Origin of the sequence: Pseudomonas sp. UYEF17 (genome assembly GCF_040546125.1) — a bacterium.
GTDB classification, from domain to species: Bacteria; Pseudomonadota; Gammaproteobacteria; order Pseudomonadales; family Pseudomonadaceae; genus Aquipseudomonas; species Aquipseudomonas putida_Z.
On sequence record NZ_JBEPNE010000023.1, the window covers coordinates 1 to 24,876 of the forward strand.

General features: G+C 61.8%; 27 protein-coding genes. 15 read left to right on the forward strand and 12 right to left on the reverse strand.

Translation table 11 applies throughout. The annotated features are described in order from the left end of the window. Window positions 1–148: 148 nt before the first annotated feature. Window positions 149–1,333: an MFS transporter gene (locus ABIB24_RS23950; RefSeq protein ID WP_025339214.1), complete on the reverse strand. Its 1,185-nt coding sequence runs from the start codon at window positions 1,331–1,333 to the stop codon at window positions 149–151. Window positions 1,334–1,592: 259 nt separating this feature from the next. After that, complete coding sequence (locus ABIB24_RS23955) at window positions 1,593–2,474, reverse strand: LysR family transcriptional regulator (RefSeq protein ID WP_061302335.1); 882 nt, start codon at window positions 2,472–2,474, stop codon at window positions 1,593–1,595. A gap of 170 nt (window positions 2,475–2,644) precedes the next feature. Between ABIB24_RS23955 and ABIB24_RS23960 the strand changes: the two genes are divergently transcribed. Then, window positions 2,645–4,288, forward strand: coding sequence for an acetolactate synthase large subunit (locus ABIB24_RS23960; RefSeq protein WP_354317372.1), 1,644 nt, complete (start codon window positions 2,645–2,647; stop codon window positions 4,286–4,288). Between the two features lie 223 nt (window positions 4,289–4,511). Here the strand turns inward: ABIB24_RS23960 and ABIB24_RS23965 are convergent, their stop codons facing one another. Continuing rightward, window positions 4,512–5,309, reverse strand: coding sequence for an SDR family NAD(P)-dependent oxidoreductase (locus ABIB24_RS23965; RefSeq protein WP_354317373.1), 798 nt, complete (start codon window positions 5,307–5,309; stop codon window positions 4,512–4,514). Between the two features lie 108 nt (window positions 5,310–5,417). Between ABIB24_RS23965 and ABIB24_RS23970 the strand changes: the two genes are divergently transcribed. Continuing rightward, the gene (locus ABIB24_RS23970; RefSeq protein WP_354317374.1) at window positions 5,418–6,362 is read left to right on the forward strand and encodes a GlxA family transcriptional regulator; all 945 of its coding nucleotides are present in this window, start codon (window positions 5,418–5,420) and stop codon (window positions 6,360–6,362) included. A gap of 8 nt (window positions 6,363–6,370) precedes the next feature. Here the strand turns inward: ABIB24_RS23970 and ABIB24_RS23975 are convergent, their stop codons facing one another. Together ABIB24_RS23975 and ABIB24_RS23980 are read right to left on the reverse strand one after the other, a co-directional pair. Beyond that, window positions 6,371–7,693, reverse strand: coding sequence for an APC family permease (locus ABIB24_RS23975; RefSeq protein WP_354317375.1), 1,323 nt, complete (start codon window positions 7,691–7,693; stop codon window positions 6,371–6,373). A 99-nt stretch (window positions 7,694–7,792) separates the two neighbouring features. Next, complete coding sequence (locus ABIB24_RS23980) at window positions 7,793–8,614, reverse strand: carbon-nitrogen hydrolase family protein (RefSeq protein WP_354317377.1); 822 nt, start codon at window positions 8,612–8,614, stop codon at window positions 7,793–7,795. A gap of 162 nt (window positions 8,615–8,776) precedes the next feature. Here ABIB24_RS23980 and ABIB24_RS23985 point away from each other — a divergent pair, with 162 nt between their 5' ends. The 3 genes from ABIB24_RS23985 to ABIB24_RS23995 all read left to right on the forward strand — a co-directional run bounded on the left by ABIB24_RS23985 (window position 8,777) and on the right by ABIB24_RS23995 (window position 10,985). Next, complete coding sequence (locus tag ABIB24_RS23985) at window positions 8,777–9,565, forward strand: helix-turn-helix transcriptional regulator (RefSeq protein WP_075045269.1); 789 nt, start codon at window positions 8,777–8,779, stop codon at window positions 9,563–9,565. 205 nt (window positions 9,566–9,770) lie between these two features. Further along, the gene (locus tag ABIB24_RS23990) at window positions 9,771–10,424 is read left to right on the forward strand and encodes a dTMP kinase (RefSeq protein ID WP_075045268.1); all 654 of its coding nucleotides are present in this window, start codon (window positions 9,771–9,773) and stop codon (window positions 10,422–10,424) included. A gap of 57 nt (window positions 10,425–10,481) precedes the next feature. Then, entirely contained in the window at window positions 10,482–10,985 is a 504-nt protein-coding gene (locus ABIB24_RS23995) for a peroxiredoxin (RefSeq protein ID WP_274121110.1), read from the forward strand. Between the two features lie 234 nt (window positions 10,986–11,219). On the opposite strand, the gene ABIB24_RS24000 is transcribed toward ABIB24_RS23995, so the two are convergent. Further along, a complete protein-coding gene (locus ABIB24_RS24000; protein ID WP_274079885.1) occupies window positions 11,220–12,050 on the reverse strand; it encodes an oxidoreductase in 831 nt (276 codons plus the stop codon). Between the two features lie 127 nt (window positions 12,051–12,177). Between ABIB24_RS24000 and ABIB24_RS24005 the strand changes: the two genes are divergently transcribed. Then, complete coding sequence (locus ABIB24_RS24005) at window positions 12,178–13,068, forward strand: LysR family transcriptional regulator (RefSeq protein ID WP_137164016.1); 891 nt, start codon at window positions 12,178–12,180, stop codon at window positions 13,066–13,068. A 165-nt stretch (window positions 13,069–13,233) separates the two neighbouring features. Here the strand turns inward: ABIB24_RS24005 and ABIB24_RS24010 are convergent, their stop codons facing one another. Then, window positions 13,234–15,021: a thiamine pyrophosphate-requiring protein gene (locus ABIB24_RS24010; protein ID WP_274121108.1), complete on the reverse strand. Its 1,788-nt coding sequence runs from the start codon at window positions 15,019–15,021 to the stop codon at window positions 13,234–13,236. A gap of 138 nt (window positions 15,022–15,159) precedes the next feature. Between ABIB24_RS24010 and ABIB24_RS24015 the strand changes: the two genes are divergently transcribed. The 8 genes from ABIB24_RS24015 to ABIB24_RS24050 all read left to right on the forward strand — a co-directional run bounded on the left by ABIB24_RS24015 (window position 15,160) and on the right by ABIB24_RS24050 (window position 19,440). After that, entirely contained in the window at window positions 15,160–15,693 is a 534-nt protein-coding gene (locus tag ABIB24_RS24015) for a cupin domain-containing protein (RefSeq protein WP_085589826.1), read from the forward strand. Window positions 15,694–15,793: 100 nt separating this feature from the next. Then, entirely contained in the window at window positions 15,794–16,012 is a 219-nt protein-coding gene (locus ABIB24_RS24020) for a hypothetical protein (RefSeq protein WP_003258752.1), read from the forward strand. A gap of 18 nt (window positions 16,013–16,030) precedes the next feature. Beyond that, on the forward strand, window positions 16,031–16,342 hold the full coding sequence (locus ABIB24_RS24025; protein WP_137164014.1) for a hypothetical protein: 312 nt from the start codon (window positions 16,031–16,033) through the stop codon (window positions 16,340–16,342). 108 nt (window positions 16,343–16,450) lie between these two features. Beyond that, window positions 16,451–16,747, forward strand: a complete 297-nt coding sequence (locus ABIB24_RS24030; protein WP_025339190.1) for a DUF6555 family protein — start codon at window positions 16,451–16,453, stop codon at window positions 16,745–16,747. A 107-nt stretch (window positions 16,748–16,854) separates the two neighbouring features. Next, entirely contained in the window at window positions 16,855–17,379 is a 525-nt protein-coding gene (locus ABIB24_RS24035; RefSeq protein WP_025339189.1) for a hypothetical protein, read from the forward strand. Between the two features lie 242 nt (window positions 17,380–17,621). Next, window positions 17,622–18,209, forward strand: a complete 588-nt coding sequence (locus tag ABIB24_RS24040) for a hypothetical protein (RefSeq protein ID WP_137164013.1) — start codon at window positions 17,622–17,624, stop codon at window positions 18,207–18,209. Continuing rightward, window positions 18,209–18,637, forward strand: a complete 429-nt coding sequence (locus tag ABIB24_RS24045) for a phage holin family protein (protein ID WP_085615792.1) — start codon at window positions 18,209–18,211, stop codon at window positions 18,635–18,637. Before ABIB24_RS24040 ends, ABIB24_RS24045 begins: the two co-directional genes overlap by 1 nt. After that, on the forward strand, window positions 18,634–19,440 hold the full coding sequence (locus ABIB24_RS24050) for a DUF3618 domain-containing protein (protein WP_137164012.1): 807 nt from the start codon (window positions 18,634–18,636) through the stop codon (window positions 19,438–19,440). Before ABIB24_RS24045 ends, ABIB24_RS24050 begins: the two co-directional genes overlap by 4 nt. A 150-nt stretch (window positions 19,441–19,590) precedes the next feature. Here ABIB24_RS24050 and ABIB24_RS24055 read toward each other — a convergent pair whose 3' ends face one another. After that, the gene (locus ABIB24_RS24055) at window positions 19,591–20,007 is read right to left on the reverse strand and encodes a low affinity iron permease family protein (RefSeq protein WP_137164011.1); all 417 of its coding nucleotides are present in this window, start codon (window positions 20,005–20,007) and stop codon (window positions 19,591–19,593) included. Window positions 20,008–20,154: 147 nt separating this feature from the next. On the opposite strand from ABIB24_RS24055, the gene ABIB24_RS24060 reads away from it, so the two are divergent. Further along, window positions 20,155–21,105, forward strand: coding sequence for a LysR family transcriptional regulator (locus ABIB24_RS24060; protein ID WP_177325779.1), 951 nt, complete (start codon window positions 20,155–20,157; stop codon window positions 21,103–21,105). A gap of 49 nt (window positions 21,106–21,154) precedes the next feature. Here the strand turns inward: ABIB24_RS24060 and ABIB24_RS24065 are convergent, their stop codons facing one another. The 4 genes from ABIB24_RS24065 to ABIB24_RS24080 all read right to left on the reverse strand — a co-directional run bounded on the left by ABIB24_RS24065 (window position 21,155) and on the right by ABIB24_RS24080 (window position 24,851). Further along, window positions 21,155–22,162 carry a zinc-binding alcohol dehydrogenase family protein gene (locus ABIB24_RS24065; protein WP_085692643.1) on the reverse strand — a complete coding sequence of 336 codons (1,008 nt, stop codon included), beginning with the start codon at window positions 22,160–22,162 and terminating at the stop codon, window positions 21,155–21,157. Beyond that, entirely contained in the window at window positions 22,143–22,652 is a 510-nt protein-coding gene (locus ABIB24_RS24070) for an NUDIX domain-containing protein (RefSeq protein WP_353479402.1), read from the reverse strand. Before ABIB24_RS24070 ends, ABIB24_RS24065 begins: the two co-directional genes overlap by 20 nt. Window positions 22,653–22,717: 65 nt before the next feature. Further along, the gene (locus tag ABIB24_RS24075; RefSeq protein ID WP_075045255.1) at window positions 22,718–23,032 is read right to left on the reverse strand and encodes a hypothetical protein; all 315 of its coding nucleotides are present in this window, start codon (window positions 23,030–23,032) and stop codon (window positions 22,718–22,720) included. Between the two features lie 214 nt (window positions 23,033–23,246). After that, a complete protein-coding gene (locus ABIB24_RS24080; RefSeq protein WP_274079891.1) occupies window positions 23,247–24,851 on the reverse strand; it encodes a hypothetical protein in 1,605 nt (534 codons plus the stop codon). Window positions 24,852–24,876 lie beyond the last annotated feature (25 nt).

The following is a 24,876-nucleotide window of genomic DNA, read 5'->3' on the forward strand; positions in this document are numbered from 1 at the left end:
ATGCTTTTTCATGGTCTCGCCCTCGCTGCCGTTGGCTTCTTAGAACGCCACCGTGGCACTGTGATGCCTCGGCGGGGGCGAGTCCATCGATTACAAGGGATCGTGCCAAACCAACGTTAGGCGCCAGTATCAAGCGAAAAGCCGGGCCTTAGTGCCCACCCTTCATCCGCCGTGCCACCAGGTAGATCCCCAGCCCGACCAGCGCCGTAGCCGCGCCGATGTACCCGGTGCTGGTCCAGCCCATGCCTGCGGTAATCGCCATGCCACCCAGCCACGGCCCCAGCGCATTGGCCAGGTTGAACGCCGCATGGTTCGACGCCGCCGCCAGGCTTGGCGCTTCATGGGCAATGTCCATCAGGCGGATTTGCAACGGCGCCGCCAGGGCAATCATGGTGCCGACCAGGCCAATGCCCAGCAGCAGGCTCCACAGCGCCTGGGCAGCAAAGCTGAAGAACAGCAGCACGGCAATCGACCACACCAGCACCAGCCCGACGGCGCGGAACTGCAGGCGGTCGAACAGCTTGCCTCCGGCGATGTTGCCGACAATGCCACCGACGCCGAACGCCGCCAGGCCGAACGGAATCCACTGCGGCGACACCTGGGTCACCTGCAACATGGTTGGCGCCAGGTAGCTGAACACACAGAACATGCCGGCAAAGCCAATCGAGGCGATGCCCAGCGCCATCCACACCTGCGGCAGGGTGAAGGCTTGCAGTTCCTTGCGCGGGTCGCTGCGCACTTCATCGTGGCGCTGGGGCACGAAGCGCCAGACCAGGGCGATGGTGCACAGGGCGATCGCGCCAACCAGCACGAACGCCGAGCGCCAGCCGAAGTACTGGCCCAGCAAGGTGGCAACCGGGTTGCCGAGCAACATGGCCAGGGTCAGGCCCATCATCACCCGGGCCACGGCCCCCGCCCGCTGGTCCTTGGCCACCATGCTCGACGCCACCACCGCCGCGATGCCGAAGTAGGCGCCATGGGGCAGGCCGCTGATGAAGCGGAAGGCGACAAGGCCACCGAACGAGGGGGCGAAGGCGGTAGCCAGGTTGCCAAGGGCATACAGCGCCATCAGCAACAGCAGCATGTGCTTGCGCAAAAGCCGGGCACCGATGATCGCCAGTGTCGGGGCGCCGACCATCACCCCCAGTGCATAGGCGCTGATGGCATGGCCCACCTGGGGCTCGCTCAATTGCAGGTTGCTGGCGATATCGGGCATCAGGCCCATGATCGCGAACTCGCCGGTGCCAATGGCAAAGCTGCCCAGCGCCATGGCGGCTTCCATCTTGGCGACGGTAGTTTTGCTAGGGAGAGGGGGTAATTCCTGAACTGACATCTGGATCCTTGTTGAAACATGCTGAAACGTTCAAGGCGGGATCATAGTCAATCCGTGACGGTGACGTCGAGGAAGCTGGCCAGCTTCCTGGACCTGCGGCTTGAGCAGCACCTGTGGGAGCGGGCATGCCCGCGAAGAATCCAGCGCGGAGGATGGCACCGGCTGTGCCGGTGTTCGCGGGCACGCCCGCTCCCACAGTAGATCTGCGTGATGACTGTGGCAGCGGCTTTAGCCGCGAAAGGGCCGGAGCAGGGTGGAATCAGCGCTCCAGGTAATGGGTCTGCGCGGCAAAATCGATGAAGCGCTTGCTGGCCAGCGACAGGTATTCCCCCGACCGCCAGCACAAGCGGAAGCTCATCTGCTGCGCTGGCTGGAACGGTACGCCGACAATGCCCGGCGTGCGTTGTTGCACCGAGCGCAGCAGGGTCGCCACGCCCATGTTGTCCAGCGCGGCCTGTACCACCAGCGATACGAAGTTGCTCTGCAGTGCTACCTGGTACGTGATGCCATGTTCGGCGAAGAACGCATCCAGCAGGTGGCGCTGCACGAAGGTGCGGTCGAATACCACCATGTCGGTATTGCGCAGGTCCTCGGCCGTGAGGAAGGCCTTGCCGGCATAGGGATGGTCAGGGTGCATGCACGCCAGCATCTCGTCGCTGCCCAGCAGGATCGATTCCTTGTCGGGCGGCACGCGCCTGGACTCCAGCAGCGCCAGGTCGATTTCCCGTTGTTCCAGGCGATGGCCGATGTCCTCGGCACTGCCTTCGAACACGGTCATGGCAATACCCGGGTACAGCTGGCGGAAGGCGTTCATCAAGCCGGGCACATAGTGCAGGCCGAACATCGGCGGGATACCCAGGCGCACTTCGCCGCGCTTCAGGTCGGCCATGTCGCGCAGTTCTTGCCGGGCCACATCCATTTCCCGCAGGGCCGCTGCAATACGTGGCAGGAAGCGTTCGCCCTCGGCTGTGAGGATGACTTTGCGCGTGGTGCGGTTGAACAGGGTGACGCCCAGTTCTTCTTCCAGGCGGGTAACGGCCATGCTCAGTGCCGGCTGGGCGATATGCAGGTGCTGCGCGGCTTTGGTGAAGCTGCCTTGGCGCACGATCTCGACGCAGCAGCGCAATGCCTTGAGGTTCATTGAGGGGGTTTACCGTTTATAACAAACTGTGATGCCAAGCATCATAACAATATATTTATTATTATTAACCAGAGGGCCTACGATGCGCGCCACTGAGACATCCTGCAACATCTCAGTCACGCAGCTTAATAAATCTGCAATCCCACAAAGATTTTGAGGTAGTACCCCAAATGGCCAAGGCCGCCGATGTCGTTGTGCAATGCCTGGAAAACGAAGGTGTCGAGTATGTATTCGGCATTCCTGGTGAGGAAAACCTCGACCTGCTCGAATCCCTGCGCAAGTCGAAGATCAAGCTGGTACTTACCCGTCACGAGCAGTCCGCAGGTTTCATGGCTGCCACCTATGGTCGCCTGACCGGCAAGACCGGCGTCAGCCTGTCGACCCTCGGCCCTGGCGCCACCAATCTGGTCACCGCCAGCGCCTACGCCTACCTGGGCGGCATGCCGATGATGATGATCACCGGCCAGAAGCCGATCAAGAAGTCCAAGCAGGGCCGTTTCCAGATCATCGACGTGTGCGGCATGATGGACCCCATCACCAAGTACACCCACCAGTTCGCCTCCGCCGACAACATCCCGGCCCGTATGCGCGAAGCCTTCCGCCTGGCTGAAGAAGAAAAGCCGGGTGCCGTGCACCTGGAGCTGCCGGAAGACATCGCCGCCGAGCAGACCGACGCACTGCCGATCCCGCCAAGCCTGCACCGCCGTCCGCTGGCCGAGCACGTGGCGATCGACGCTGCCGTGCAAAAGCTGCTGAACGCCCGCAACCCGATCCTGGTGATCGGCGCCGGCGCCAACCGCAAGATGACCGCCAAGGTCCTCAAGCAGCTGATCGACAAGACCGGCATCCCGTTCATCACCACCCAGATGGGCAAAGGTGTGGTCGACGAGCGTCACCCGCGCTTCCTGGGCAACGCCGCGCTGTCGTCGGGTGACTTCGTGCACCGCGCCGTCGAAGCCGCCGACCTGATCGTCAACATCGGCCACGACGTGATCGAGAAGCCACCGTTCTTCATGGTCCGTGGCGGCACCGAAGTCATCCACATCAACTTCCGCTCTGCCGAAGTCGACGCCGTGTACTTCCCGCAGGTTGAAGTGATCGGCGACATCGCCAACGCCGTATGGCAGATCAGCGAAGCGCTGAACGACACTTCGCACTGGGACTTCACCCGCCTGATGGCCATCCGTGAAGCCAACGAAGCGCAGATCGCCGAAGGTGCCGATGACGACCGCTTCCCGGTCTACCCGCAGCGCATGGTCGCCGACATCCGTCGCGTGCTGCCCTCCGAAGGCATCGTTGCCCTGGACAACGGCATCTACAAGATCTGGTTCGCCCGCAACTACAAGGCGCACAAGCCGAACACCGTGCTGCTGGACAACGCCCTGGCGACCATGGGTGCCGGCCTGCCATCGGCCATGGCCGCGCACCTGGTGCACCCGGACCGCCCGGTGATTTCGGTTTGCGGCGACGGCGGCTTCATGATGAACAGCCAGGAGCTTGAAACTGCGGTACGCCTGGGCATGCACATCACCGTGGTGATCCTGCGTGACGACGGCTACGGCATGATTCGCTGGAAGCAGGCCAACATGGGCTTCACCGATTTCGGCCTGGACTACGGCAACCCGGACTTCGTCAAGTACGCCGAAGCCTACGGTGCCAACGGCCACCGCGTGGAAAGCGCCGAAGGCCTGCTGCCGCTGCTCGAGCACTGCATCAAGACCCCGGGCGTGCACGTGATCGACTGCCCGGTCGATTACAGCGAGAACGACCGCATCCTCAACAGCGAGCTGCGTGAGCGCGCGCTGGCGGTATAAGGCCTGACAGGATCGGCGCCACCTCAAGGCTGGCGCCGAACCTGTGTAGGAGCGGCCTTGTGTCGCGATGGGCCGCAAAGCGGCCCCCGGATTTCAGCGTCAACGCAACAATCGCCGGGGCTGCCATGCAGCCCATCGCGACACAAGGCCGCTCCTACAGGGACAGCGACTGGAGCGCCGTGCTCGGTAACCCCCGCGCGGGCCTTCGACCAGGCAATCAGTTTCAGCTGGCGCTGTAGCGAGGTGCCAGCCGGTTGCTGGAAAGCTCACCGAACAGGGCCTGACGGTTGCTCTCGTAGGATGTGTAGCGCTGCAGGTCATGCAGGGCAGGGATGGAGATCAGTACCTTGTTGTCGAAGTCCTGCAGGGCGCCTTCGACCAGGTCGTCAACCGACATCACGATACCTGGGTCGAGGTTCTCCACCGGCAAGCCGCCAATCGCCCAGAAGTCGGTGGCCGTGGCGCCAGGCAGCACGGCCTGGACCTGGATGCCGTGTGGCGAAAGTTCCTTGTACAGCGACTGGGTGAAGGCGGTGACGTACGCCTTGCTGGCGCCATAAACGCCATTTAGCAGCTCCGGGACCAGGCTGACGACCGACGAGATATTGATCACTGCACCTTGCTGGCGGGCAACGAAGCCTGGCGTCACGGCATAGGTAAGGCGGGTGAGGGCGGTGACGTTGAGGCTGATCATCTCGGCCATGCGTTCGACATCGCTTTCCAGCAGGGGGGTATGGGTGCCGATACCGGCATTGTTCACCAGCAGGGTGATGCTCGCGTCTTCACGCAACTTGCGCTCGACCCGGGCGAGTTCATCGGGGCTTGCCAGGTCTGCCGGGAAGACTTCGACACTTTGCCGGGTTTCCTGGCTGATGCGGCTGGCCAGTGCATTGAGGCGGTCACGGTTGCGTGCGACCAGCACGAGGTCATAGCCGAGGCGGGCCAGGCGCTCGGCGTATACCGCGCCGATACCCGAGGAAGCGCCGGTAATGAGGGCGGTGCCTTTGTGCGAGTGAGTCATGATTCAAGCTCCAGTGATTGGGGACTGGGGCCATGATGCGGTAGATTTTCACTGGCTCAAATGACGTATATGGTAGTGTTTCAGGACACTACCAGACGGAGCCCGGTCATGCATCGCATCGGCTATCTGATCACCGAAGGTTTTCAAATCATGGGCCTGGCCACGCAGACGGTGTTCGAGGTCGCCAACCTCGTCGCCGGGGAGGCGTTTTACCGGGTGCAGAACTTCTCGGTAGGTGGCGGCATGGTCCGCTCATCGCTGGGCATGCCCATCGAAACCCTGCCGTTGGCTGCACCAGGCCTGGCTGACACCTGGATGGTCAGCGGTACCCTGACCCCCGAGACGCCCCCGGCCGATGAGGTGCTGGCGTGCGTGCAAGGCTTTGTTGCCAGTGCGCGCAGGACCGCCGGGCTTTGTACCGGCACCTTCGTGCTGGCGCAGGCCGGCGTGCTGGACAATCGCCGGGCCACCACCCACTGGGCCTATGCCAAGGCACTGCGCACCCTGCACCCCAAGGTCGAGGTCGACGATGACCGGATCTTCATCATCGATGGGCCGGTCTGGACATCGGCGGGAATGACCGCGGCCCTCGACATGGCGCTGGCCATGGTGGAGAAAGACCTGGGGGCCGAGCTGGCAAGGTCAGTGGCGCACAAGCTGGTGATGCATCAGCGGCGCTCGGGCGGGCAGTCGCAACATTCCGAACTGCTCGCCCTGGCGCCGAAGTCGGACCGCGTCCAGAGCGCCCTGGAATACGCCCGCCAGCACCTGAACCGCCCGCTCAGTGTCGAAGAGCTGGCCGGTGTGGTGCACCTGAGCCCCAGGCAGTTCACCCGGGTGTTCACTGCCGAAACCGGGCAGTCCCCGGCCAAGGCCGTGGAGTACCTGCGCCTGGAGGCTGCCCGCCTGATGATCGAGCAAAGCCGGCACAGCCTGGACGTGGTGGCCAGGGAGACCGGCTTCAGAGACCGTCGGCACCTGCGCGAGGTGTTCATCCGCGGGTTTGGGGTGCCGCCGCAGGCGGTGCGCAGGGATGCCAGGCGAGTGGTCTAGAGGGCCGCTCAGGCTTCCTCGAAGTGCATCTCCGGTGGCTTGCGCTTGAAACCACGGGTAATCACGGTCAGGTAGAGCACGCCGAGGCAGAGCCAGCCTGCCCCCAGGTAGATCGCCAGGTGATCGAGACTCGCCATCAGCCACAAGGTGGAGGCAAAGCCCACCAGGGGGAATGCGAGGTACATCAGCAGCGCGTTGGCACCACGCTGCTGCATGGCAACCCAGTAGTGGAAGATCACCGCCAGGTTGACCAGGCTGAAGGCGAGAAAGGCACCGAAGTTGATGAACGAGGTGGAGGTCGTCACGTCCATGCGCAAGGCGAGCAGGGCGACCAGCCCGCATAGGATGATGCTGGGCACCGGCGTGCTGAAGCGCTCGCTCAGCTTGCCGAAGAATGACCTGGGCAGCACACCGTCACGCCCCATCGCATACAGCAGGCGGGAGGCGCTGGCTTGCGCCGACAGGCCCGAAGTGAACTGGCCGACGATCAGCCCCAGCAGGAAGATGCTGACGAAGATGTCGCCACCGATGTTCTGGGCAATTTCATAAGCCGCCGCGTCGGCGTTGGCAAAGTCGGTGGACGGGTGAGCGAGCTGAACGAAGTAGCTGCAGGCGATGAACAGCCCGCCGCCGATCAGGGTGATCAGCAGGATGGCTTTCGGGATGTTTTTGCGTGGTTCCCTGGTTTCTTCGGTCAGGGTGCTGACCGCGTCGAAGCCCAGGAAGGAATAGCAGGCAATCGCCGCACCGCTCATGATCAGCGGCAACTGGGTGCCTTCCTTGTAGAACGGCTCGAGTGTCCACAGCGGCACCGTGGGGTCGCCCCAGACATAGTGCACCGCGAGCGCAACGAAAGCCGCCAGCACCAGCAGCTGGATGAACATCAACAGGCCATTGACGGTCTTGGCCAGCCGCAGGCCGATCACATTGATCGTTGTGGTGATGCCGATGAATGCCAGCACCCAAATGGCTTGTGGCACGCCCGGGAACGCCGAGTGCAGATAGGCCGCGCCAATGAGCCAGATCGCCATGGGCAGGAACAGGTAGTCGAGCAACACCGCCCACCCGGTGATGAAGCCCAGCTGCGGGCTGATCGATTTGCGCACGTAGGTATAGGCGGACCCGGCGACCGGAAAGGCGCGCGCCATGTGGCCGTAGCTCAAGGCGGTAAAGAGCATGGCGATGGCAGCAGCGAGGTAGGCTGCGGGTACCCTCCCTCCCGTGGTCTCGGCCAGGATACCGAATGTGCCCAGGACGATGATGGGGGTCATGTAGGCGATGCCGAAAAGCACCACCGAGCCCAGCGAAAGCGTTCGCTTGAGTGTGGCCATTACTGCTTGCTCCAGCTTGTGATTGTTATTCAGAGTCGAACACGCTGCCGTCCCTGGCGGCCTTGCATTCCAGTAAGAGAGCCTGGAAGGGTGGAATATTCAGGAGGGGATGATCAGTTCGCGAAGGCCGTTGGCGTGCTCGACCTGTTCACCCGGCAGCTGGATGCGGCGCTGGGCGATGTAGGTGTAGTCGCGCCGTGACTGCTGCAGTTGCTCCATGGCCAGCTCGACGGTCATGCGGCACTCGCCACGGCCGGCTTCGCACAGCAACTGGCCGTACGGGTCGACGACGGCACTGCCGCCAGCGAAGACCAGGCCGCCATCACCGTCACCCACGCGGTTGACCATGACCGCAAAGGCCTGGTTTTCCATGGCGCGTGCGGTGATGGCGGTTCTGTGGGTGGGCCCGTACGGGTCCATGTTGCCGTTGGTGACAATGATCAGTTCTGCGCCCAGCTGCCCCAGGGCACGGGCGGTTTCGGGGAATTCGATGTCAAAGCAGATCAGCAGGCCGACACGGATGCCTTTGAACAGGGCTGTCGCAAAACGGTCGCCTGGGGTGAAAACCCCGCAGTCCGATGCCCAAAGGTGGGTCTTGCGGTAGGTGAGCGCTACGCCTTCAGGCGTGACCAGCACGGTGGTGTTGTAGAAACGGCCGTCGTCTGCGGCTTCGGCCATCCCGACGACCACGGCAACGTTTTGCGCTTGTGCGGCCTGTTGGACTGCCGTGATGCTCGGGCCATCCAGTGGCTCGGCGATGCGGCCGATGTTTTCTTCGGTTGGGAAGCCCATCAGCTGGGTTTCCGGGAAGACCAGCAGATCGGTATCGGCGCCGCAGTTGCCGATCGCCTCGATGGTGCGCTGCAGGTTGTACGCGGTATCGCCATCGCGACCGGACAGTTGGACAAGCTCTACCTTCATTTCCAATCCTCGACTAACGGCTTCGACCGCCATGCCCTGGCGGCATGGGGTGTAAAAAACGATCCCGGTACAGGTTCGCTCAGCGTAAGCTAGCCCGGATTATGGGGTGGTCATCATGGCGGGGGGTATTACGCCCACGTGGTAACCCAACAGGGGTAGAGGATGAATTTTACGCTGCACGACATCGCCTGGCACCGATCGGTAGGCCAATTGATCGAAACCCTCGACAAGGACCACTTCTGGACAGCCCTGGTGCGGTTGCTGAACGAGTACGTTGCCTGCGACAGCTGGGTTGCGCTGCTGTTTTCCGCAGGGCGCCCGCAGGTGTTCGCCGAATGCCCCAGTGCAGACGGCAACCCTGACCCGCTGTTCCAGGACTACCTGAACGGCCTGTACCTGCTGGACCCGTTCTACGTGGCCAGCCGAGAGGCTGCGGTGTCCGGCCTTGTGCGCCTGGCGGATGTGGCCCCTGAGTGTTTCGAGCAGACGGACTACTACCAGCGCTATTTCCGGCTTAACGTGGTTGCCGATGAAATTCAGTTCAACGTGCAGCTGGATGCGCAGCGCACGCTGTGCCTCTCGTTGGGTAGCAAGCGCCGGTTCAGCATCGAGCAGGTCACCCTGCTGGAACTGTTGCGGCCTTGGGTCACTGCGCTGATGCGCCAGCGGATGACGTTCGAGCGGGAGTTGCTGGAAGAGGCCACCAAGCCCGCGCCGCACTGGCAAAGCCGCATGGAGGACAGGGTCGAGCAGATGGAGTCGCCGCTGACCGGGCGTGAGCTGGAGGTGGGCCGGCTGATGCTCAGCGGGTGTTCCAGCAAAGAGATCGCGCGCAAGCTTGAAATCTCCGTGGAGACAGTGAAAGTGCACCGCAAGCATATGTACAGCAAGCTGGGTATCAAATCGCAGTCGGAGCTTTTTTCGCTGTTTCTTCAGGCCCAGCTGGGTTGATTCCGGCCAACTGCATGCCCCCTCTCATGGGGCTGCACATGACTTGTTGCTTTGGCAGGGACCCTGTGTGTGGGGTTACCCGCGAACACCGGCTTGGCCGGTGCCATCCACCGCGTCGCCTGCTTCGCGGGCATGCCCGCTCCCACAAAGACCGCGCTGGCACCCAGGCCTGCGCTGTATTTTCAGATTCGACTGGTAATCAGAAATGACCCGCCCGCTGTTTGTTTCCATCGATGGGCCCAAGGGCACCGGCAAGACCACGCTTCTGGAGGCGGTTACCAAGGCCCTGAGGGCTGACAACAAGAAAGTGATCCGGCTTTGCGAGAAAAAAAGCGACCCCTACCGGGGAGAAACCATGGCCCTCGTCAACCAACTGGTCAGAAACCCCTCCCGGGACCTGGAATTGAGGGTATGCGAGCGCTTCGCCGAAAGCCGTGCCTGGATTTCCCGACATGTGCTGCCGAGGCAGCCAGTAGACAGCATCATCCTGATTGATCGCTGGTACCCGTCCGATGCCGCATTTCGCCGCAGCGTGGCGTTCGACGAGATCCTGCGTCTGAACCTCGAGCGAAATGTGCAAGTGCCCGATTTGCATGTCGGCGTTGTCACGGCCCCTGATACTTCATGGGCAAGGGCCGCGGCACGAACGCGCGGGTTGGGTAGTACGGTGATCCATAGCCTGGACGAGCAGGTTGCCTGTACCGAGGCGTTCGAACGTGCGGTAGCGGAACACGGCTGGGTACTGTGCCGTAATGAAGGGGCCATCGAGGATGCAACTAGGCAGGTAGTGGCCGAGATCGATGGCGTGCTTCAGTGTGTTGATCGGGCTGGGGGCTGGCCTGTTCGCGGTGGTAGCTGACGTACCCCGGAGGATGCTGCATCATGCCTGGCCATTTACCGCCCCAGGGAGACAGCGATGATCAAGACCGGCGATACACTGCCCGACGTAACGCTTTACCAGTACAGCAACGGCGAGGGCGGTTGTGCGATCGGCCCGAACGCGTTTTCCCTGCACGAGCGCTGCAAGCAGAAAAAAGTGGTGATCTTCGGCTTGCCTGGTGCCTTCACGCCAACCTGTTCGGAGCGGCATGTCCCGGGCTACGTGGCTGCGGCCCAGGACCTGTTCGCCGCCGGGGTTGCCGAAATTCTCTGTGTTTCGGTCAATGATGCATTCGTCATGAATGCCTGGGGCGCGAGCCTGCAGGTGGGCGAGGAGGTCAGGATGATTGGCGATGGCAATGGTGAGTTCAGCGAGGCGCTGGGCCTGATCCAGGACCTCTCGGCACGCGGCATGGGCCGGCGTTCGCAACGCTATGCCATGTTGGTCGACGACCTGGTGGTCAGGCACATCGCGGTTGAAACACCTGGCAAATTCGAGCGCAGCGACGCTGCGAGCATGTTGGCTGTTTGTAAGCCCTGAAGGCATACACAGGTCCTGTGGGAGATTGCCCAGCCCTTTGGGCCGCGCTGTCGCACAGATAACGGAGTTCGCAAGCGATCCTCGTACCCTGTGGGAGCGGCTTTAGCCGCGAAAAATCCAACGCGGTGCATGGCACCGGCTGCGCCGGTGTTCGCGGCTAAAGCCGCTCCCACAGGGTCCCTGCTAATTCAATGAGTTATGTGCAGTTCTATGGGAGCGCATGCGGTGTAACGGCTACGCGGCAAAGTCGGTAGAGAGCGACAGGTCCCGCCACTGGGCCAGTTCTTGCTCGACCGCGCTGTTCTTGGCCTCGATGCGCGCGACTGCGTCGCTGCCCAGCGCCAGGCGCAGTGGCGGGTTCGCTGCATTGGCCAGGGCCAGCAGGGCTTCGGCCAGCTTCGCAGGGTTGCCGGGCTGGGCATGATTGGCCGCCTCGGCGTAGTGGCGCATGACGCCAACGGTGGCTGCGTAGTCAGGCAACTCCAGGGCTGTCTTCACCAGCGATTGGTCATCCAGGAAGTCGGTACGGAAGAAGCCCGGCTCGACCACCGTCACCTTGATCCCCAAGGGGGCCAGTTCCTGGTGCATCGCTTCGCTGATGCCTTCGACTGCGAACTTGGTCGAACCGTACACCCCCCAGCCCATGTAGGCCTGGTAGCCGCCGAGCGACGAGATGTTGATCACGTGGCCACTGCGTTGGCGACGCATGTGGGGCAGTACGGCGCGGGTTACGTTGAGCAGCCCGAAAACGTTGGTGGCGAACAGCCGTTCGGTTTCGCTGGCGCTGGTTTCTTCTACCGCGCCGAGCACGCCAAAACCGGCGTTGTTGACCAGCACGTCGATTTGCCCGAAATGCTTGATGCCAGCAGCGACCGCCGCAAGGGCGTCCTCTTCGCGGGTCACATCCAGCCGCACGGCCAGCAGATTCGGGTGCCGGCCAAGGCGAGCCTCGATGTCTTCCGGGTTACGCGCCGTTGCGATGACGGCGTCACCCGCTGCCAGGGCCTGTTGGGCGATCAGGGTGCCGAAACCGCGGGAAGCGCCAGTAATGAGCCAGGTACGCATGTCAACTCCTCCTGTATCCGACCCTGCACCATGCGGGCCTTCTCGATGAGTTGAGCGAACTTTAAAATCTTCGGATTGATGTGATAATCCCATGAATATTACATAGGCCTTTGAGTAGCTTTCAGCAATGAAGCCAACCAGCACCGCCGACCTGTCCCTGTTCCTGTGTATTGCCCGCCACCTGAACTTCAGCCGCGCGGCGGTCGAGCTGGGCCTTACGCCTTCGGCCCTCAGCCATGCGCTGCGGGCTTTGGAAACCCGTCTTGATGTTCGCCTGTTCAACCGCACCACGCGCAGTGTGGCGCTTACCGAGGCAGGGGAGCGTCTTTACCAGAGGCTGCAACCGGCCTTTCGGGACATCGCCGACGCGCTGGAGGACCTCAACAACTTCCGCGACAAACCGTCAGGCAACCTGCGCATCACCGCCGGGCGCGCCGCAGTAGAGCTCGCACTACTGCCACTGGCCAATCGCTTTCTGCAGGCGTATCCGGATATACGCCTGGAAATCGTCAGTGACGATGCACTGGTCGACATGGTGGGCACCGGCTTTGACGCCGGCGTGCGCCTGGGGGAGCGACTCCAGGCGGACATGGTTTCGCTGCCCATCGGCCCTTACCTTCGTTCGGTGGTGGTAGCGGCGCCCGCGTTCTTTGATCGATATCCTGTTCCACAGCACCCGCAAGACTTGAAGCAGCTACCTTGCATCGGGCACCGCTTCCCTGGTGGCGCACTTTATCGATGGGAATTCGAGCGCGGGGGCGTGCAACTGGAGGTCGATGTCCAGGGGCCCTTGGTATTGGGTGACGTCAGCCTGATGCTGGCGCCTGCCTTGCAAGGGCTCGGCCTGGCCTATGTGTTCGAAGACATGGCCAAGGAGCACCTGGAGCGTGGCCATCTGCAGCAGGTGCTGGGGGACTGGTGTCACTACTACCCGGGGCTGTATCTGTACTACCCGAGCCGCCGCCAGGTGCCTGCGGCGTTGCGGGCCTTCATCGAGTTCGTACGGGAGCAACGCTAGCGTGAGCGTGGCTTTTGGAGGCAGGTAGGGAAGGGCTAAACTGGCGCCAGTTCCAGCGCGTTTCGCTTTGCCGTCGCTGCCTGCGATGCCATATGCCAAACCACTGTTTCAAGGGTATTGGTGTTTCGCCGGGCAGATGTGTAAGGCCCCGCTGCCGCGCACGTCTCATTTCTTGCCCGGCAATACCGAACCGAGAACTTGCCTGGCCGTCTGCACGATGACCCCAGCCTGGTCCGGGTCGCCCTTGAGCAGGCTGCTGGCGAACTTCTTCGCCTGTTCAAGCTTGATGTGCGGCGGCAAGGGCGGTACGTCCGGATCGGTCTTGAACTCGATCAACACCGGCCGGTCAGCCGCCAGGGCTCGCTCCCAGGCGTCGGCAATGTCTTCTTCGCGTTCCACATAGATGCCTTGCAAGCCGATGGAGATGGCGAACAGATGGTAGGGCACATCAGGAATCGTCTGTGAGGCCTCGAACTTGGGGTCGCCCTCCATTACCCGTTGCTCCCAGGTCACCTGGTTGAGGTCTTCGTTGTTGAACACCGCGCAGATCCACTGTGGGTTTTCCCACAGGCGCCAGTACTTGGCGACGGTGATCAGCTCGGCCAGGTTGTTCATCTGCATCGCCCCGTCACCCACCAATGCCACCACGCTGCGCCGCGGATGGGCGAACTTGGCGGCGATGGCATAGGGTACCGCCGCGCCCATGCTGGCCAGGCCACCGGACAACGAGCACTGCATGCCCTGGCGTATCTGCAGGTCGCGGGCAAACCAGTTGGCGCAGGACCCGGAGTCGCTGGTGACGATGGCGTGGTCGGGCAGGCGAGGGGAGAGTTCGTGCACCACGCGCTGGGGGTTGATCGGGTCGGCCTTGACCAAGGCGCGTTTCTGCAAGGTCTTGTCCCAGTCTGTGCGCCAGCCTTCGACCTTGTCGCGCCAACGGCGCTCGGTCTTGTGTTCGAGCAATGGCAGCAGTGCCCGCAGCGTTTCGCTGGCGTCACCGACCAGGTTGACCTCCATGGGGTAGCGCAGGCTGAGCATGTCTGGCTGCAAATCGATCTGCACGCCACGGGCCTGGCCTTCCTCAGGCAGGAACTCGGCGTAGGGGAAGCCGGAACCGATCATCAGCAAGGTGTCGCATTCGCTCATCAACCGATAACTCGGTTCGGTACCTAGCAGCCCGATGGCGCCGGTGACCCAGGGCAGGTCGTCTGGCACTACGGCCTTGCCCAGCAGCGCCTTGGCCACGCCTGCACCAAGCGTTTCAGCTACCGCGATCACCTGTTCGGTGGCTTGCAGTGCACCGGCTCCGACCAGGATCGCCACTTTTCGTCCAGCGTTGAGTACCTCGGCGGCACGTTGCAGGTCCCGCTCGAAAGGCACCACCCTGGGCCTGCTGTAGCCGATGCCGGAATGCACCGTGCCATGGGCTTTCGGTGGTTCGTGGTAGGGCAGGTCCTGCAGGTCGTTGGGCAGGATGATGGCGGTGACCCGGCGTTCGCCGACGGCGGTACGTACGGCGCGATCGAGCAAGTGGCGCACCTGTTCCGGGGTCGAAGCCTGCTGGACGAAGGCACCTGCGACGTCCTTGAACATCGACAGCAGGTCCAGCTCCTGCTGGTAATGCCCGCCAAGCGCTGCTCGCGCCTGCTGGCCGACGATGGCCAGCACTGGCTGGTGATCCATGCGCGCGTCATACAGGCCGGTAAGCAGATGTGAAGCGCCGGGGCCGGAGGTGGCAATGCACACGCCCAATTCGCCGGTGAACTTGGCATGGGCGCTGGCCATGAAGGCTGCCATTTCCTCGTGGCGTGCCTGGATGAACTGGATCTTGCCCTCGGCCCGGCTCAACGCCCCGAATACCCCGTTGATGCCGTCGCCGGGGTAACCGAAGATGCGCCGCACCCCCCATTGATACAAGCGCTCCACCAGAAAGTCGCCTACCGTGCTGGTCATTGCCTTCTCCCGTCCTGTGACCGATAGGGTCTGGACTTGGCGCGGATCGGGAAAGTTTCAAGCGTGTGCGCACTGGTCTACCGACTGGAACCTTGCATGGGCCATCGGGTTCGCAAGTGAACGGACAACAGGATCAGGATGCTCGACATGAATGCGACAGACACTGCGGGTGCCACCGTGCAGACCTTGTATTTCAAGGACGACGGCGCAACGCCGAACAGCCGTTTCCCGGTATTGCTGTACCGCTTGCAACTCAACCCGTCGCAAGACTGCGCCAGTGCCTTCGAGGCGCTGTTCACCGCACACCAGTGGGTGCCGCTGTGGCGCGGCGGGATCTTCGATTACCATCACTTCCACCCCAATGCTCATGAAGTTCTGGGCGTCGCATGCGGCCGGGCGCGGGTGACGCTGGGCGGCGAAGCGGGGCAGACAATAAGCGTGAAGTGCGGCGACGTACTGGTACTGCCGGCAGGAACTGGCCATCGCTGCGTCGAGAGCAGCGATGATTTTCTGGTGGTCGGCGCCTATCCCAAGGGGCAGGAAAACTACGATATCCAGCGCCCAGAAAGCGCAGCGCACCAGCAGGCGCTGGCGCGAATCGCTTCCGTGCCCGACCCCGCACAAGACCCGGTCAACGGCACGCGTGGCGCCCTGATGACGGCCTGGCGCTGAGTTCCTGAGCCGGTCGTCGTCGCTGCTGAACGGCTGCACTCAAGCCAGGATCAATCGAGCTGAGTCGCCCGATTTCATTCAGCCAGCAGGAGTTACAGCGATGGCCAAGTACCTGTACCTGATCAGCTACATCCTCGACAACCAACCCGGCACCTGCGAGTTGCGCAGCGACCAGGAGGACCTGAGCCGCGAAGCGGCGCGCGATTACCTGCAAGGCATGCACCGCAACGAAGCGTCATCTTTCACTGACGTGCAGGTGCAGCGTCTTGAGCACGACCATGAGCCAGGTACATCGCCGGGGCATTATCAGCAGCCATGAAAAGGTGAGGGCTGGCAGATGAAACGAAGAGGTGAAACCTACAGACGGTGGTGCGACCCGATCCTGCACCATCAAACACATGAAGAAACGCTCGGCACCGGCACCTGCCTGGAGGTGCAGACACGCTTGTCACGCACAGGCGCCACGCAGTTGTTCATCGGTGTCTATCGCACCGACGGTTCCGTGCTGTGCGAACGGATCTACGACCAGCGCGCGGGGGAAACCATGAGGCGGGCGCTGCTGTGGGGTGTGGGGTATGCCCGGCGCGTCGCGGGTGAGGGCGAGGCGTTGCGTGGCGAACCGGCTGGAAGCGCTGCAGCGTCTGGCTGAACGCTTGCGGCACCGCCGTGGAAAAGAGCGATGACCAACCAGTCAAAATAAATGAATCTTTTTACACGTTGCTCGCTCCATTAGTCTGAATTGGTGAAGGAGAGTGCAATGGCTGGACAGCAGTTGTATGTGATCGAGTACGAGCTTCATGGGGAATTTCGCACCTTCATCATCCGGCTCGAGCGTATGGACAACGCCGAAGCCTGGCACTGGGCAAGTTGCGATGCCGGCGTGGGTATCATCCCGCGGTTCGGCCAGCACAAGATCAAGAAGGTCAGCCGGCCGATGGCTGAGCGCTACGGCATCAACAATGTGCGCTGGCGGGTATCGGGCGACGGGCCGGAGTTCGTCGCACCGACCATTGATGTAAAGAAATTCTCCAATAGCGGTACCGGCGGTACCTGAAGCTTGATGTGACCAGGGCCTGCCTGAAATCCTCAGGCAGGCCTTCACTCATGGGTTCGCTTCTCAAGTTTCGAGGCACCATCATTCTCACTTTCAGGAGCCAGTACGTGCCGCGAATCATCACTCCAGGCACCCCTGAACACGAGATCAGCGAGCGGAACGCCCGCATGTTCGGTTCGCCAAAAGAGCGCCTTGATTTCTACCGCCGTGAAATCCAGTACGAGACCAGCATCCTCGCCAACCGCACTGACGCCTATCTTGCCGCGCAGTCGTTTCTGGTGATCGCGTTCGTATCGTCGATGGGTAACCTCAATCAGAGCTGGGGCGAGATGTTCACGCTGGTGGTTCCGCCGTTTCTCGCATTGCTGGGCGTGTTGAGTTCACTCAATGCGTGGCCGGGCATTCGCGCGGCCTACAAGATCATCGAGCACTGGCAATTGAAACAGAGCCACCTTCTGCGCAGCGAGCCACTGATGGGGCTGGCATATGACGAATCGCCACTGTTCAGCGAGGCGGAAACCTCCCTGGCCGGGCACCGCAAGTCGTTGTTGTTTTCGCTGCGTACACCTTGGATATTCCTGGTCTTCTGGATGATTCTCGGTATTTACGCGGTATTCATCCAGCTGGCCTGAGCAGCGCGGCTGCATCCCCGAGACAACGCGGTGCTCCAATCGTTGTCGACTCTGATTACCGCCCCCTTCAAAGCCTTTGCTCCGGTACCAATAACTAGGTTTGATTGCGCCATTTTCTCTGGGCCTCCAAGCAAATGTCATAGATCACAAACGCTGAACTCCTGCCGCCTCACCTGCGTCCCTCGAATGAATGCCCCAGTAAAGGCGGCACTCACCCAACTATCAGCTTCGAGGGCGAAACGATGGACAAGACCAATCAAAGCTCGACCTCTCCACCCGGCAGCACCCAGGAACATGCCTTGATCGATGACGCCGGTGCGCTGCTTGGCGAGGCCAGGCACAAAGGTACCGAGCAGTTCGAACACTACCGTGATAACGCAGCCGATCAGCTTGATTCGCTCGAGGAAGGAGCGCGTTCGGCGGCTGCTGCGCTGCAAGGCAACGACAGTCTCGGGCTGTCGCAGTACCTGAACCAGGCAGCAGAGTGCGTGGGTGAGTTTGCCGAGCAGGTACGCCATGAAAGTGCCGAAAGCCTGCTGCAGCGTGGTGCTCAGTTGGCCAGGAGCAACCCGGCGCTCTTTTTGGCCGGTAGCGTCGCCATCGGGTTTGCTGTGTCGCGCTTCATGCGAGCCAGCACCAGCCATGAGTCCACCACCCCTGCGTCGTCCGCTGATTGGCAACAGTCCGGCCCCGCGCAGCCAGTGCCTGATCGTGGTAGCGACGTATCCACCCGTGAACCTTTCACCCCCGTCGACCCAGTCGGCCCCGGTGCAGGCACGCCGGTCAGTGGCAGCCCGTTCGAGCGCGATCCACTCAAAGGAGGTGAATGATGAACAAAGACCCCTTGCATACCACCCCAGGCCTGCACACGGTGGAAGACGACGCCGTCGGTGTTGGCGGTTTGTTGCGCCAGCTGATGCGGGAAGTACCGGACCTGTTCACCAAAGAGCTGGCGCTGGCCAAGGCGGAGCTGCAGCAGAACCTCGCCACCCTCAAGGCCGGCACGGCTGCAGTGGCAGCGGGCGCGATCGTAATGCTGGCGGGCTTCGTCATCCTGTTGCTGGCGGCAGTCTACGCCCTGGCGATGGTGGTCGAGCCTTGGCTGGCCGCCTTGATCGTGGGCGCGGTCACCTTGGTGATCGGGTTCATCATGTTGCAGTCGGGCAAGAAACGGTTCGAACCCACGCATCTGGCCCCTGACCGCACCTTGCATGCCATGCAGCAGGACAAGGACACGCTGAAGAGGAAACTGCCATGACCACTTCCTTCGAACATGAAGCGCACAAAGACCCTGACTTGCTCGAGCAGGAAATCAACGCCAAGCGCGAGCACATCAGCGATCTGGTGGACGCCCTCGAACAGCGCCTGAGCCCGGGCCAGATGGTCGACCGAGTCCTGGCCTATGCCAAAGGCAATGGCGGCGAGTTCTTCCAGAACCTGGGCACCACCCTCAAGAACAACCCCGTACCCACTACCCTGACGGTACTGGGCCTGGCCTGGCTGGGCCTGAACCAGAACCGCCCCTTCAACCCCGGGCCTGCGCACCAGGGCCCGGGGTTGGGCGAAAAGCTCGGCGACGCGGTGGACACGGTGAAGGGCGCTTTCGCGCAGGCAGGGGAGGCAGTGCACGACGCCAGCCAGAAGGTGCGCATGAAAGCCCATGACATGCGCGATCGGGCCAGCGAACTTGGCAGCGGCGCCCGCGACTCCGTGGGGGCTTCTGCGGATACCCTGCGCCATTCGGCACACAAGGCCGCAGACCAGGCCACGGCTCTGAAAGGCCAGTTCGATCATCTGCTTCAGGAGCAACCGCTGGTATTGGCCGCTTTGGGGATAGCACTGGGTGCGGCATTGGGGGCGGCGCTACCCAGTACCCGCAAGGAAGACCAGCTGATGGGCGCCAGCAGCGATCGCTTGACCGACACACTCAAGGCCAAGGGCCGCGAGGTGAAGGCGTCGGTCGAAGAGTCGCTCGATCAGGCGGGTGGTAAAGCGTCGACACAGGCAGAGCGCAGGCCTGGAGACTCCGACCTTTCCTCGGGGTTGGGCTTCAATTCCTGATCCTGCGGCATCTTCGTCGTCGGCCCGACTGCCCCGGCAGAGGGCCGGCGGCTATCTGTGTGCAGGACAATCGCTTGCAGCTTGAATCAGGGAGGCTCTGCTTTGAAGATCGACGCGTTGTTGACCGAACGCCTCAATGCCCGTGGACCTCTAGCGCTGCAGGTTGTCCCGAGCGGCATCGTCTGCCTGCTGTTCGCGAGGCGACTGTGGGGCCGTTTCGCAGTTTCGGCCCATCGCCTGATACTCCTTGCGAAGTTGATGGATCTCTCGGTTGTCGAGAGATTCGAGACCTAGTACCGATTGCTCTGCGGACTTTGTAGCGCGGATCAGTTCGTCGAGCTTCACGTGGATGATGTCGTTGTCACGGTTCTGGGTGTTCTGAATCAGAAAGACCATCAGGAAAGTGATGATGGTCGTCGATGTGTTGACGATCAGTTGCCAGGTGTCGTTGTAGTGAAACCAGGGCCCGGACGCAGCCCACAGGGTGATGAGCACCACGGCGATGAGGAAGGTACTGGGTTTACCAGCGTGCTTGGCGAGCCATTGGCAGAACAGCGCGAATTTCATGGTGTTATCTCCACTGCTATCTACGATTCTGACCGCAGCGGTGCGCTGAAATCTTTTTTGCTTTTTCGCCTGGATGACGGGATACACCTGGCGCGCTGCAATTCCTGCAAGCCGACGCTGGGCACGTATCAGCATTGCCGCTACCCTTTGATCCTCGCGCCAGGTCAAGAATTTTCCACAGTGAAGAAAACAGTTCGGGTTGATGATCTTCAGGTCTTCGTCACAACAGCCTCTGCCGGCAGCTTCTCGGCAGCGGCCAGGTTGTTGGATATTTCACCGGCCTTGGCCAGCGGCGCAGTCCAGCGCCTGGAAAGCTGCCTGGGTGCCAGGTTGTTCGTGCGTTCCACGAGGCGTTTGCGGCTTTCGGATGATGGCGAGCGATACCTGCCTCATGCCCGTCAGGCCTTGGAGGCACTGGACAACGGTGAGGTGGCGCTGACCGAGGGGCGAGATGAGATCGCGGGTACACTTCGCCTGTCCATGCCCTCGGATATTGGCAGGAATCTGCTGCTGCCCTGGTTGGACGATTTCCAGCGATTGCACCCCAAGGTGATGCTGCAACTGCGGATCAGCGATCAGGTGGCCGACCTTGTCGGCCAGCAACTGGATGCGAGTATCCGATATGGGCAGCTGGCAGATTCCAGCCTTGTTTCACTGATGCTTGCCCCTGGAAATCGCAGAACGGTCTGCGCCTCGCCACATTACCTGGCACGACATGGGGCACCAGGGGCCTTGGAAGATCTGGGCAGGCATAATTGCCTGCGTTATGTGATGGGCGAGCAAACCTACGAGCGATGGAGCTTCCATTTGCCCGATGGCGTCAAGACCGTGCAAGTCACAGGCGACCGCGTGAGCGATGACGCCGATATCGTTCGGCGTTGGGGTGTTGACGGATTGGGGGTCGTTTACAAATCCAGGCTGGACGTGCTGGCGGACATACGTGCCGGGCGGCTGATCGAGTTGTTTCCCGGGGATTACGGTCAACCTGCGCCGTTGCAGCTGGTGTGCGCGCATCGAACATCGCTCACGCCTGCTGTGCAGGTGCTCAGAGCGTTTCTGGCGGAGCGTTTCGAGCAGCTCATCGCTGCTGATGGATAAGGTGACGGGGCTCATGGCCCCGCCTTCGTTGCGTTGACCGGGCGAGTGATCAGAAGCCTTCCAGAACGATCTTGCCTTTTGCCTTGCCGCTTTCGATCAGGGCATGGGCGCGTTTAAGGTTGCTGGCACTGATGCTGCCGAAGTGCTCGCCAACGGTGGTCTTGATGACCCCCTCGTCGACCAGCGCCGATACCTTTTCCAGCAGGTGGTGCTGCTTGATCATGTCCTCGGTCTGGTACAGCGAGCGTGTGAACATGAGCTCCCAGTGCACCGACAGCGATTTGCGCTTGAACGGCACGATATCGAGATGCTGAGGGTCATCGATCAGCGCGAGCTTGCCCTGTGGGCGCAGCACTTCGACGATCTGCGCGAGGTACGCATCGGTGTGGGTCAGGCTGATGACGTAATCCACCGAGTTGAACTGAAGTTGTTCCAGTTGCAGGGCAAAGGATGCCGAATGGTCGATGACATGATGTGCCCCGAGTTCGCTGACCCAGGCCTGGGTTTCAGGGCGTGACGCGGTACCGATCACCTTGAGCTGGGTAAGCTTGCGTGCAAGCTGTACCAGGATCGAACCAACACCGCCGCCGGCACCGATGATCAGCAGGCTCTTGCCAGCGCCGCCATTTTCCTCCACACCCAGGCGGTCGAACAGCAATTCCCAGGCGGTGATGGATGTGAGCGGCAAGGCTGCGGCGCTGGCATTGTCCAGACTACGAGGCTTGTGCCCGACGATTCGCTCGTCGACCAGGTGATATTCGCTGTAACTGCCCGGGCGGTCGATTGCACCGGCGTAGAACACTTCGTCGCCAGGCTGGAACAACGACACCTCGGCGCCGACTTCGCGAACGATCCCCACGGCATCCCATCCCAACACTTGAGGGTGGTCACCGCTGCGGCTGGCTCTGACCTTGGTGTCGACAGGGTTTACCGCGATGGCTTTGATTTCCACCAACAGGTCCCTGGCACCGGGTGTGGGCTTGGGCAGTTCGTGCTCGTACAACGATCGGGAATCCTGGATCGGGAGGCCGGGGGTGTCATAGACGATTGCTTTCATTGAGATGTGACCTTTCAGGTGAGCAGTGGTGGCAGGTTAATCGCGTCGAGCCCCCTGAAAAACCAGGTTGGTGCCGGAACACTTTCCGCGTTTCGCTGATAATCGGGTACCTGTACACAGGGAGCAGGTGCTCTCGTTCAAGCAGCTGGATGTTGGACGGCTTGATCTGCACTTCGTGAAGTTCAGGCGCTGTAAACCAGCGGCACTCCACGATCTCGTGATTTGCGGTAGGCTTTGCGCCAGTTTCGACAGGCAGTTGATAGAGATAGTGTTCCTCGCCAGCGAGCACATAGTGGTTGAGGAATCGAGCACCATTGAAGGGTAGGCAAGTCTCCTCCATCAGCTCGCGCTGCGCGGCGTCCAGATGATGCTCGCCTGGATCTATTTTCCCGCCTGGCAACGACCATTCAGCGCTTTGCTTGCGCACGAAAAGGATGCGTCCTGCTTGCAGGCAAATGACCGTCGAATGCCGTTCTCTGGGGTTGTTCATCAGGAACCTCCCGTACGTTGGAGGTGGCATCAGGGCAAACTCACCCTGATGCCGGCTGCGGATGATCAGCGATCTTTATCCCACTGCTGGTCATCTGCCTGGTTTTGCTGGCCGCCCATGCGGTCCTTGTCTGTCAGGTTCTGGTTCTGCTTGTCGGTCGTACGTTGGCCGCCTTGGCTCCCTGTGTCACGGGAACGTTCCCAGTCCTTGTTCATCTTGTCCTCAGGTTTCTGGCCGGACTGGCTGCCACCTTGCTGCTGTTGGCCGGGCATCCGGCCGCCCGAACCCTGGCCGCCTTGCTGGCCGGTGCCGGCAGTGTTGTTACCCATGCCGGTGTCAGCATTGCCTTGGTTGCCACCCTTGTCTTGATTGTTTGCCATGATCGCTTACCTCAGGTCAGACACAGGAAGGTCTGTGTGTACTGTTATGACCGAAGCCCGTTCCCGCGGTGTGCAAGGAATATTTGGCAAGCTGACTAAACGCATTAATTTCAAGGGTGCGAAATTTTGGTGTGAGGCCAGGCACCTACTTGAAGGGCAAAGCGCGATAGGCGAACCCCTGTTCGGGGCGATCGGTGATCGCCCCTTTTGCGGTTCAGGGGCGGTCCTTGAGGGTTTCGAAAGCCTTGACGCTTTTGATCAGGCTTTTGTTGCTGGCGGAGCCGGCACTGTTGAACAGGAAGGAGAAGTCCGAGGCCAACGAGGGGCTGCCGGCAATCGTCGCGTACTGATGGCACTGGTTGCAGTCGTCACCCTGCACGTAGGTCTCCATGGTGGTGTTGGCCACCGGCACATTGCCCTGGCTGATGAACGGCCCGTACGACAACGGCACTTGCGCGTTGGCGCCCGGTTCCGGGCTGGGCGGATTGGGGGCGAGGGTCCAGAGTACGTTGATCAGCTTGTAGTACTGGAACACCGACTTGCCTTGGCTGTGCTGCGCGAAGTTGGCTTGTACCGCACTGTTCAGGGCTTGCAGGTCGCCGGGCACGGGGTGTTCGCGGGTGGTCTGTACCGGCTGGTCGCGTGGGAAGAGATCGGTGCAGTCCTTGTCGGGATGCGTTTGCTTGCACTGGATACGGGCTTGGTTTGGTGTGCACTCGGGGCCGTTGCCACAGTCAGGGTTGTTGAAGGCAAACCCGTTCGGCGGGGTTTGTTGCGGCGGGACCTGGGCCGGTTCGGGCACGTTGTCCACCTGCTCGAAGGTGGTCCAGATGAAGTTGGGCGAAGCCTGGGTCTTGTTGATGATATGCAGGCCCACCAGCCCCACCACCTCCTGGGTACACTCCAGCGTGTCGGGGCGTTTGAGCCAGGCGACGGTAGTCAGGTAGCGCCCGAACAGCTCGGGTTTGCCGGTCAGCACCCGCCAGGCGGCCTTGAGCTCGATCGCGCCCAGTTGCTCCTGTGGCACTGGGGAGGTCGGCAGTGAGCGCATCGGTTCGCCGATGGGCAGCGACAGGCCCTCCGGTGTCTGGCCGTCGAGGTTTTGCGCGACCTTCAACTGGTTGGCGGCGTCGTAGAGCCCCTTGTCGACGATGTAGTCGAACTCGGCCTTGCCCACCTTGCGTTCGAAAAACACCAGTTTGCCCGCCTGGTCCGTCAGCCAGCCGCCGGACGCCTCCATGACCGGGTCGGGAATGGACGCAAGTGTCCCGGTCGACAGGTGGAAACCGTGCAAGGCATTGATCGCGCCTTCGGAGGTGGCGTTCATGAACTTGCGGGCGCCGACCTTTAGGGCCTTGAGGCTACCCTGGGTGCTGCAGCCGGATGGCACCAGGGTTTGCACGCCCCAGCCGGTGGGCGTGGGTGCGCCGGGCAGGAAGATGTCGTTGGCGTCCTTGTAGCTGGCCCATACCGGCGCCACGCTCATGGGTTGACCCGGTGCGGAGGGGACCCCGAACTGCGCCAGCGTGCTTTGCATGTCGGGTTCGCCCGCCAGGCTGGCGGTGGCCGGCCAACCGGGGTTCACCGGCCAGTTCAAGGCAATGAACAGCTGCCAGCCAAAGCAGTTCATGAACGCCTGGCTGGTGGCATTGAAGTTGTTGACCGGCAGGAATCCCCCGCTGGCCGGGTTGAACACCAATTGCTGCTGCACACAGGTATCGGCGTCCGACAGCGTGGCCGCCCTGGCGGGTTGCAGGGTCGACAGGCACAGCAGAATGCCGCACAGCAGCGACAGAAGACTCAAGCGTGACCTGGACATCATTGCGCTCCTTGCAAGCTGTGAA

Coding starts and splice junctions, on each gene's coding strand:
- ABIB24_RS23970 (WP_354317374.1), top strand. CDS start 5,418: ATGCATCGCATCGGCTATCTGATCACCGAAGGTTTTCAAATCATGGGC.
- ABIB24_RS24050 (WP_137164012.1), top strand. CDS start 18,634: ATGACCACTTCCTTCGAACATGAAGCGCACAAAGACCCTGACTTGCTC.
- ABIB24_RS24045 (WP_085615792.1), top strand. CDS start 18,209: ATGAACAAAGACCCCTTGCATACCACCCCAGGCCTGCACACGGTGGAA.
- ABIB24_RS24040 (WP_137164013.1), top strand. CDS start 17,622: ATGGACAAGACCAATCAAAGCTCGACCTCTCCACCCGGCAGCACCCAG.
- ABIB24_RS24015 (WP_085589826.1), top strand. CDS start 15,160: ATGCTCGACATGAATGCGACAGACACTGCGGGTGCCACCGTGCAGACC.
- ABIB24_RS24005 (WP_137164016.1), top strand. CDS start 12,178: ATGAAGCCAACCAGCACCGCCGACCTGTCCCTGTTCCTGTGTATTGCC.
- ABIB24_RS24030 (WP_025339190.1), top strand. CDS start 16,451: ATGGCTGGACAGCAGTTGTATGTGATCGAGTACGAGCTTCATGGGGAA.
- ABIB24_RS23950 (WP_025339214.1), bottom strand. CDS start 1,333: ATGTCAGTTCAGGAATTACCCCCTCTCCCTAGCAAAACTACCGTCGCC.
- ABIB24_RS24080 (WP_274079891.1), bottom strand. CDS start 24,851: ATGTCCAGGTCACGCTTGAGTCTTCTGTCGCTGCTGTGCGGCATTCTG.
- ABIB24_RS24065 (WP_085692643.1), bottom strand. CDS start 22,162: ATGAAAGCAATCGTCTATGACACCCCCGGCCTCCCGATCCAGGATTCC.
- ABIB24_RS23980 (WP_354317377.1), bottom strand. CDS start 8,614: ATGAAGGTAGAGCTTGTCCAACTGTCCGGTCGCGATGGCGATACCGCG.
- ABIB24_RS23965 (WP_354317373.1), bottom strand. CDS start 5,309: ATGACTCACTCGCACAAAGGCACCGCCCTCATTACCGGCGCTTCCTCG.
- ABIB24_RS23985 (WP_075045269.1), top strand. CDS start 8,777: ATGAATTTTACGCTGCACGACATCGCCTGGCACCGATCGGTAGGCCAA.
- ABIB24_RS23990 (WP_075045268.1), top strand. CDS start 9,771: ATGACCCGCCCGCTGTTTGTTTCCATCGATGGGCCCAAGGGCACCGGC.
- ABIB24_RS24000 (WP_274079885.1), bottom strand. CDS start 12,050: ATGCGTACCTGGCTCATTACTGGCGCTTCCCGCGGTTTCGGCACCCTG.
- ABIB24_RS24025 (WP_137164014.1), top strand. CDS start 16,031: ATGAAACGAAGAGGTGAAACCTACAGACGGTGGTGCGACCCGATCCTG.
- ABIB24_RS24020 (WP_003258752.1), top strand. CDS start 15,794: ATGGCCAAGTACCTGTACCTGATCAGCTACATCCTCGACAACCAACCC.
- ABIB24_RS24075 (WP_075045255.1), bottom strand. CDS start 23,032: ATGGCAAACAATCAAGACAAGGGTGGCAACCAAGGCAATGCTGACACC.
- ABIB24_RS23975 (WP_354317375.1), bottom strand. CDS start 7,693: ATGGCCACACTCAAGCGAACGCTTTCGCTGGGCTCGGTGGTGCTTTTC.
- ABIB24_RS23995 (WP_274121110.1), top strand. CDS start 10,482: ATGATCAAGACCGGCGATACACTGCCCGACGTAACGCTTTACCAGTAC.
- ABIB24_RS23960 (WP_354317372.1), top strand. CDS start 2,645: ATGGCCAAGGCCGCCGATGTCGTTGTGCAATGCCTGGAAAACGAAGGT.
- ABIB24_RS24070 (WP_353479402.1), bottom strand. CDS start 22,652: ATGAACAACCCCAGAGAACGGCATTCGACGGTCATTTGCCTGCAAGCA.
- ABIB24_RS24010 (WP_274121108.1), bottom strand. CDS start 15,021: ATGACCAGCACGGTAGGCGACTTTCTGGTGGAGCGCTTGTATCAATGG.
- ABIB24_RS23955 (WP_061302335.1), bottom strand. CDS start 2,474: ATGAACCTCAAGGCATTGCGCTGCTGCGTCGAGATCGTGCGCCAAGGC.
- ABIB24_RS24055 (WP_137164011.1), bottom strand. CDS start 20,007: ATGAAATTCGCGCTGTTCTGCCAATGGCTCGCCAAGCACGCTGGTAAA.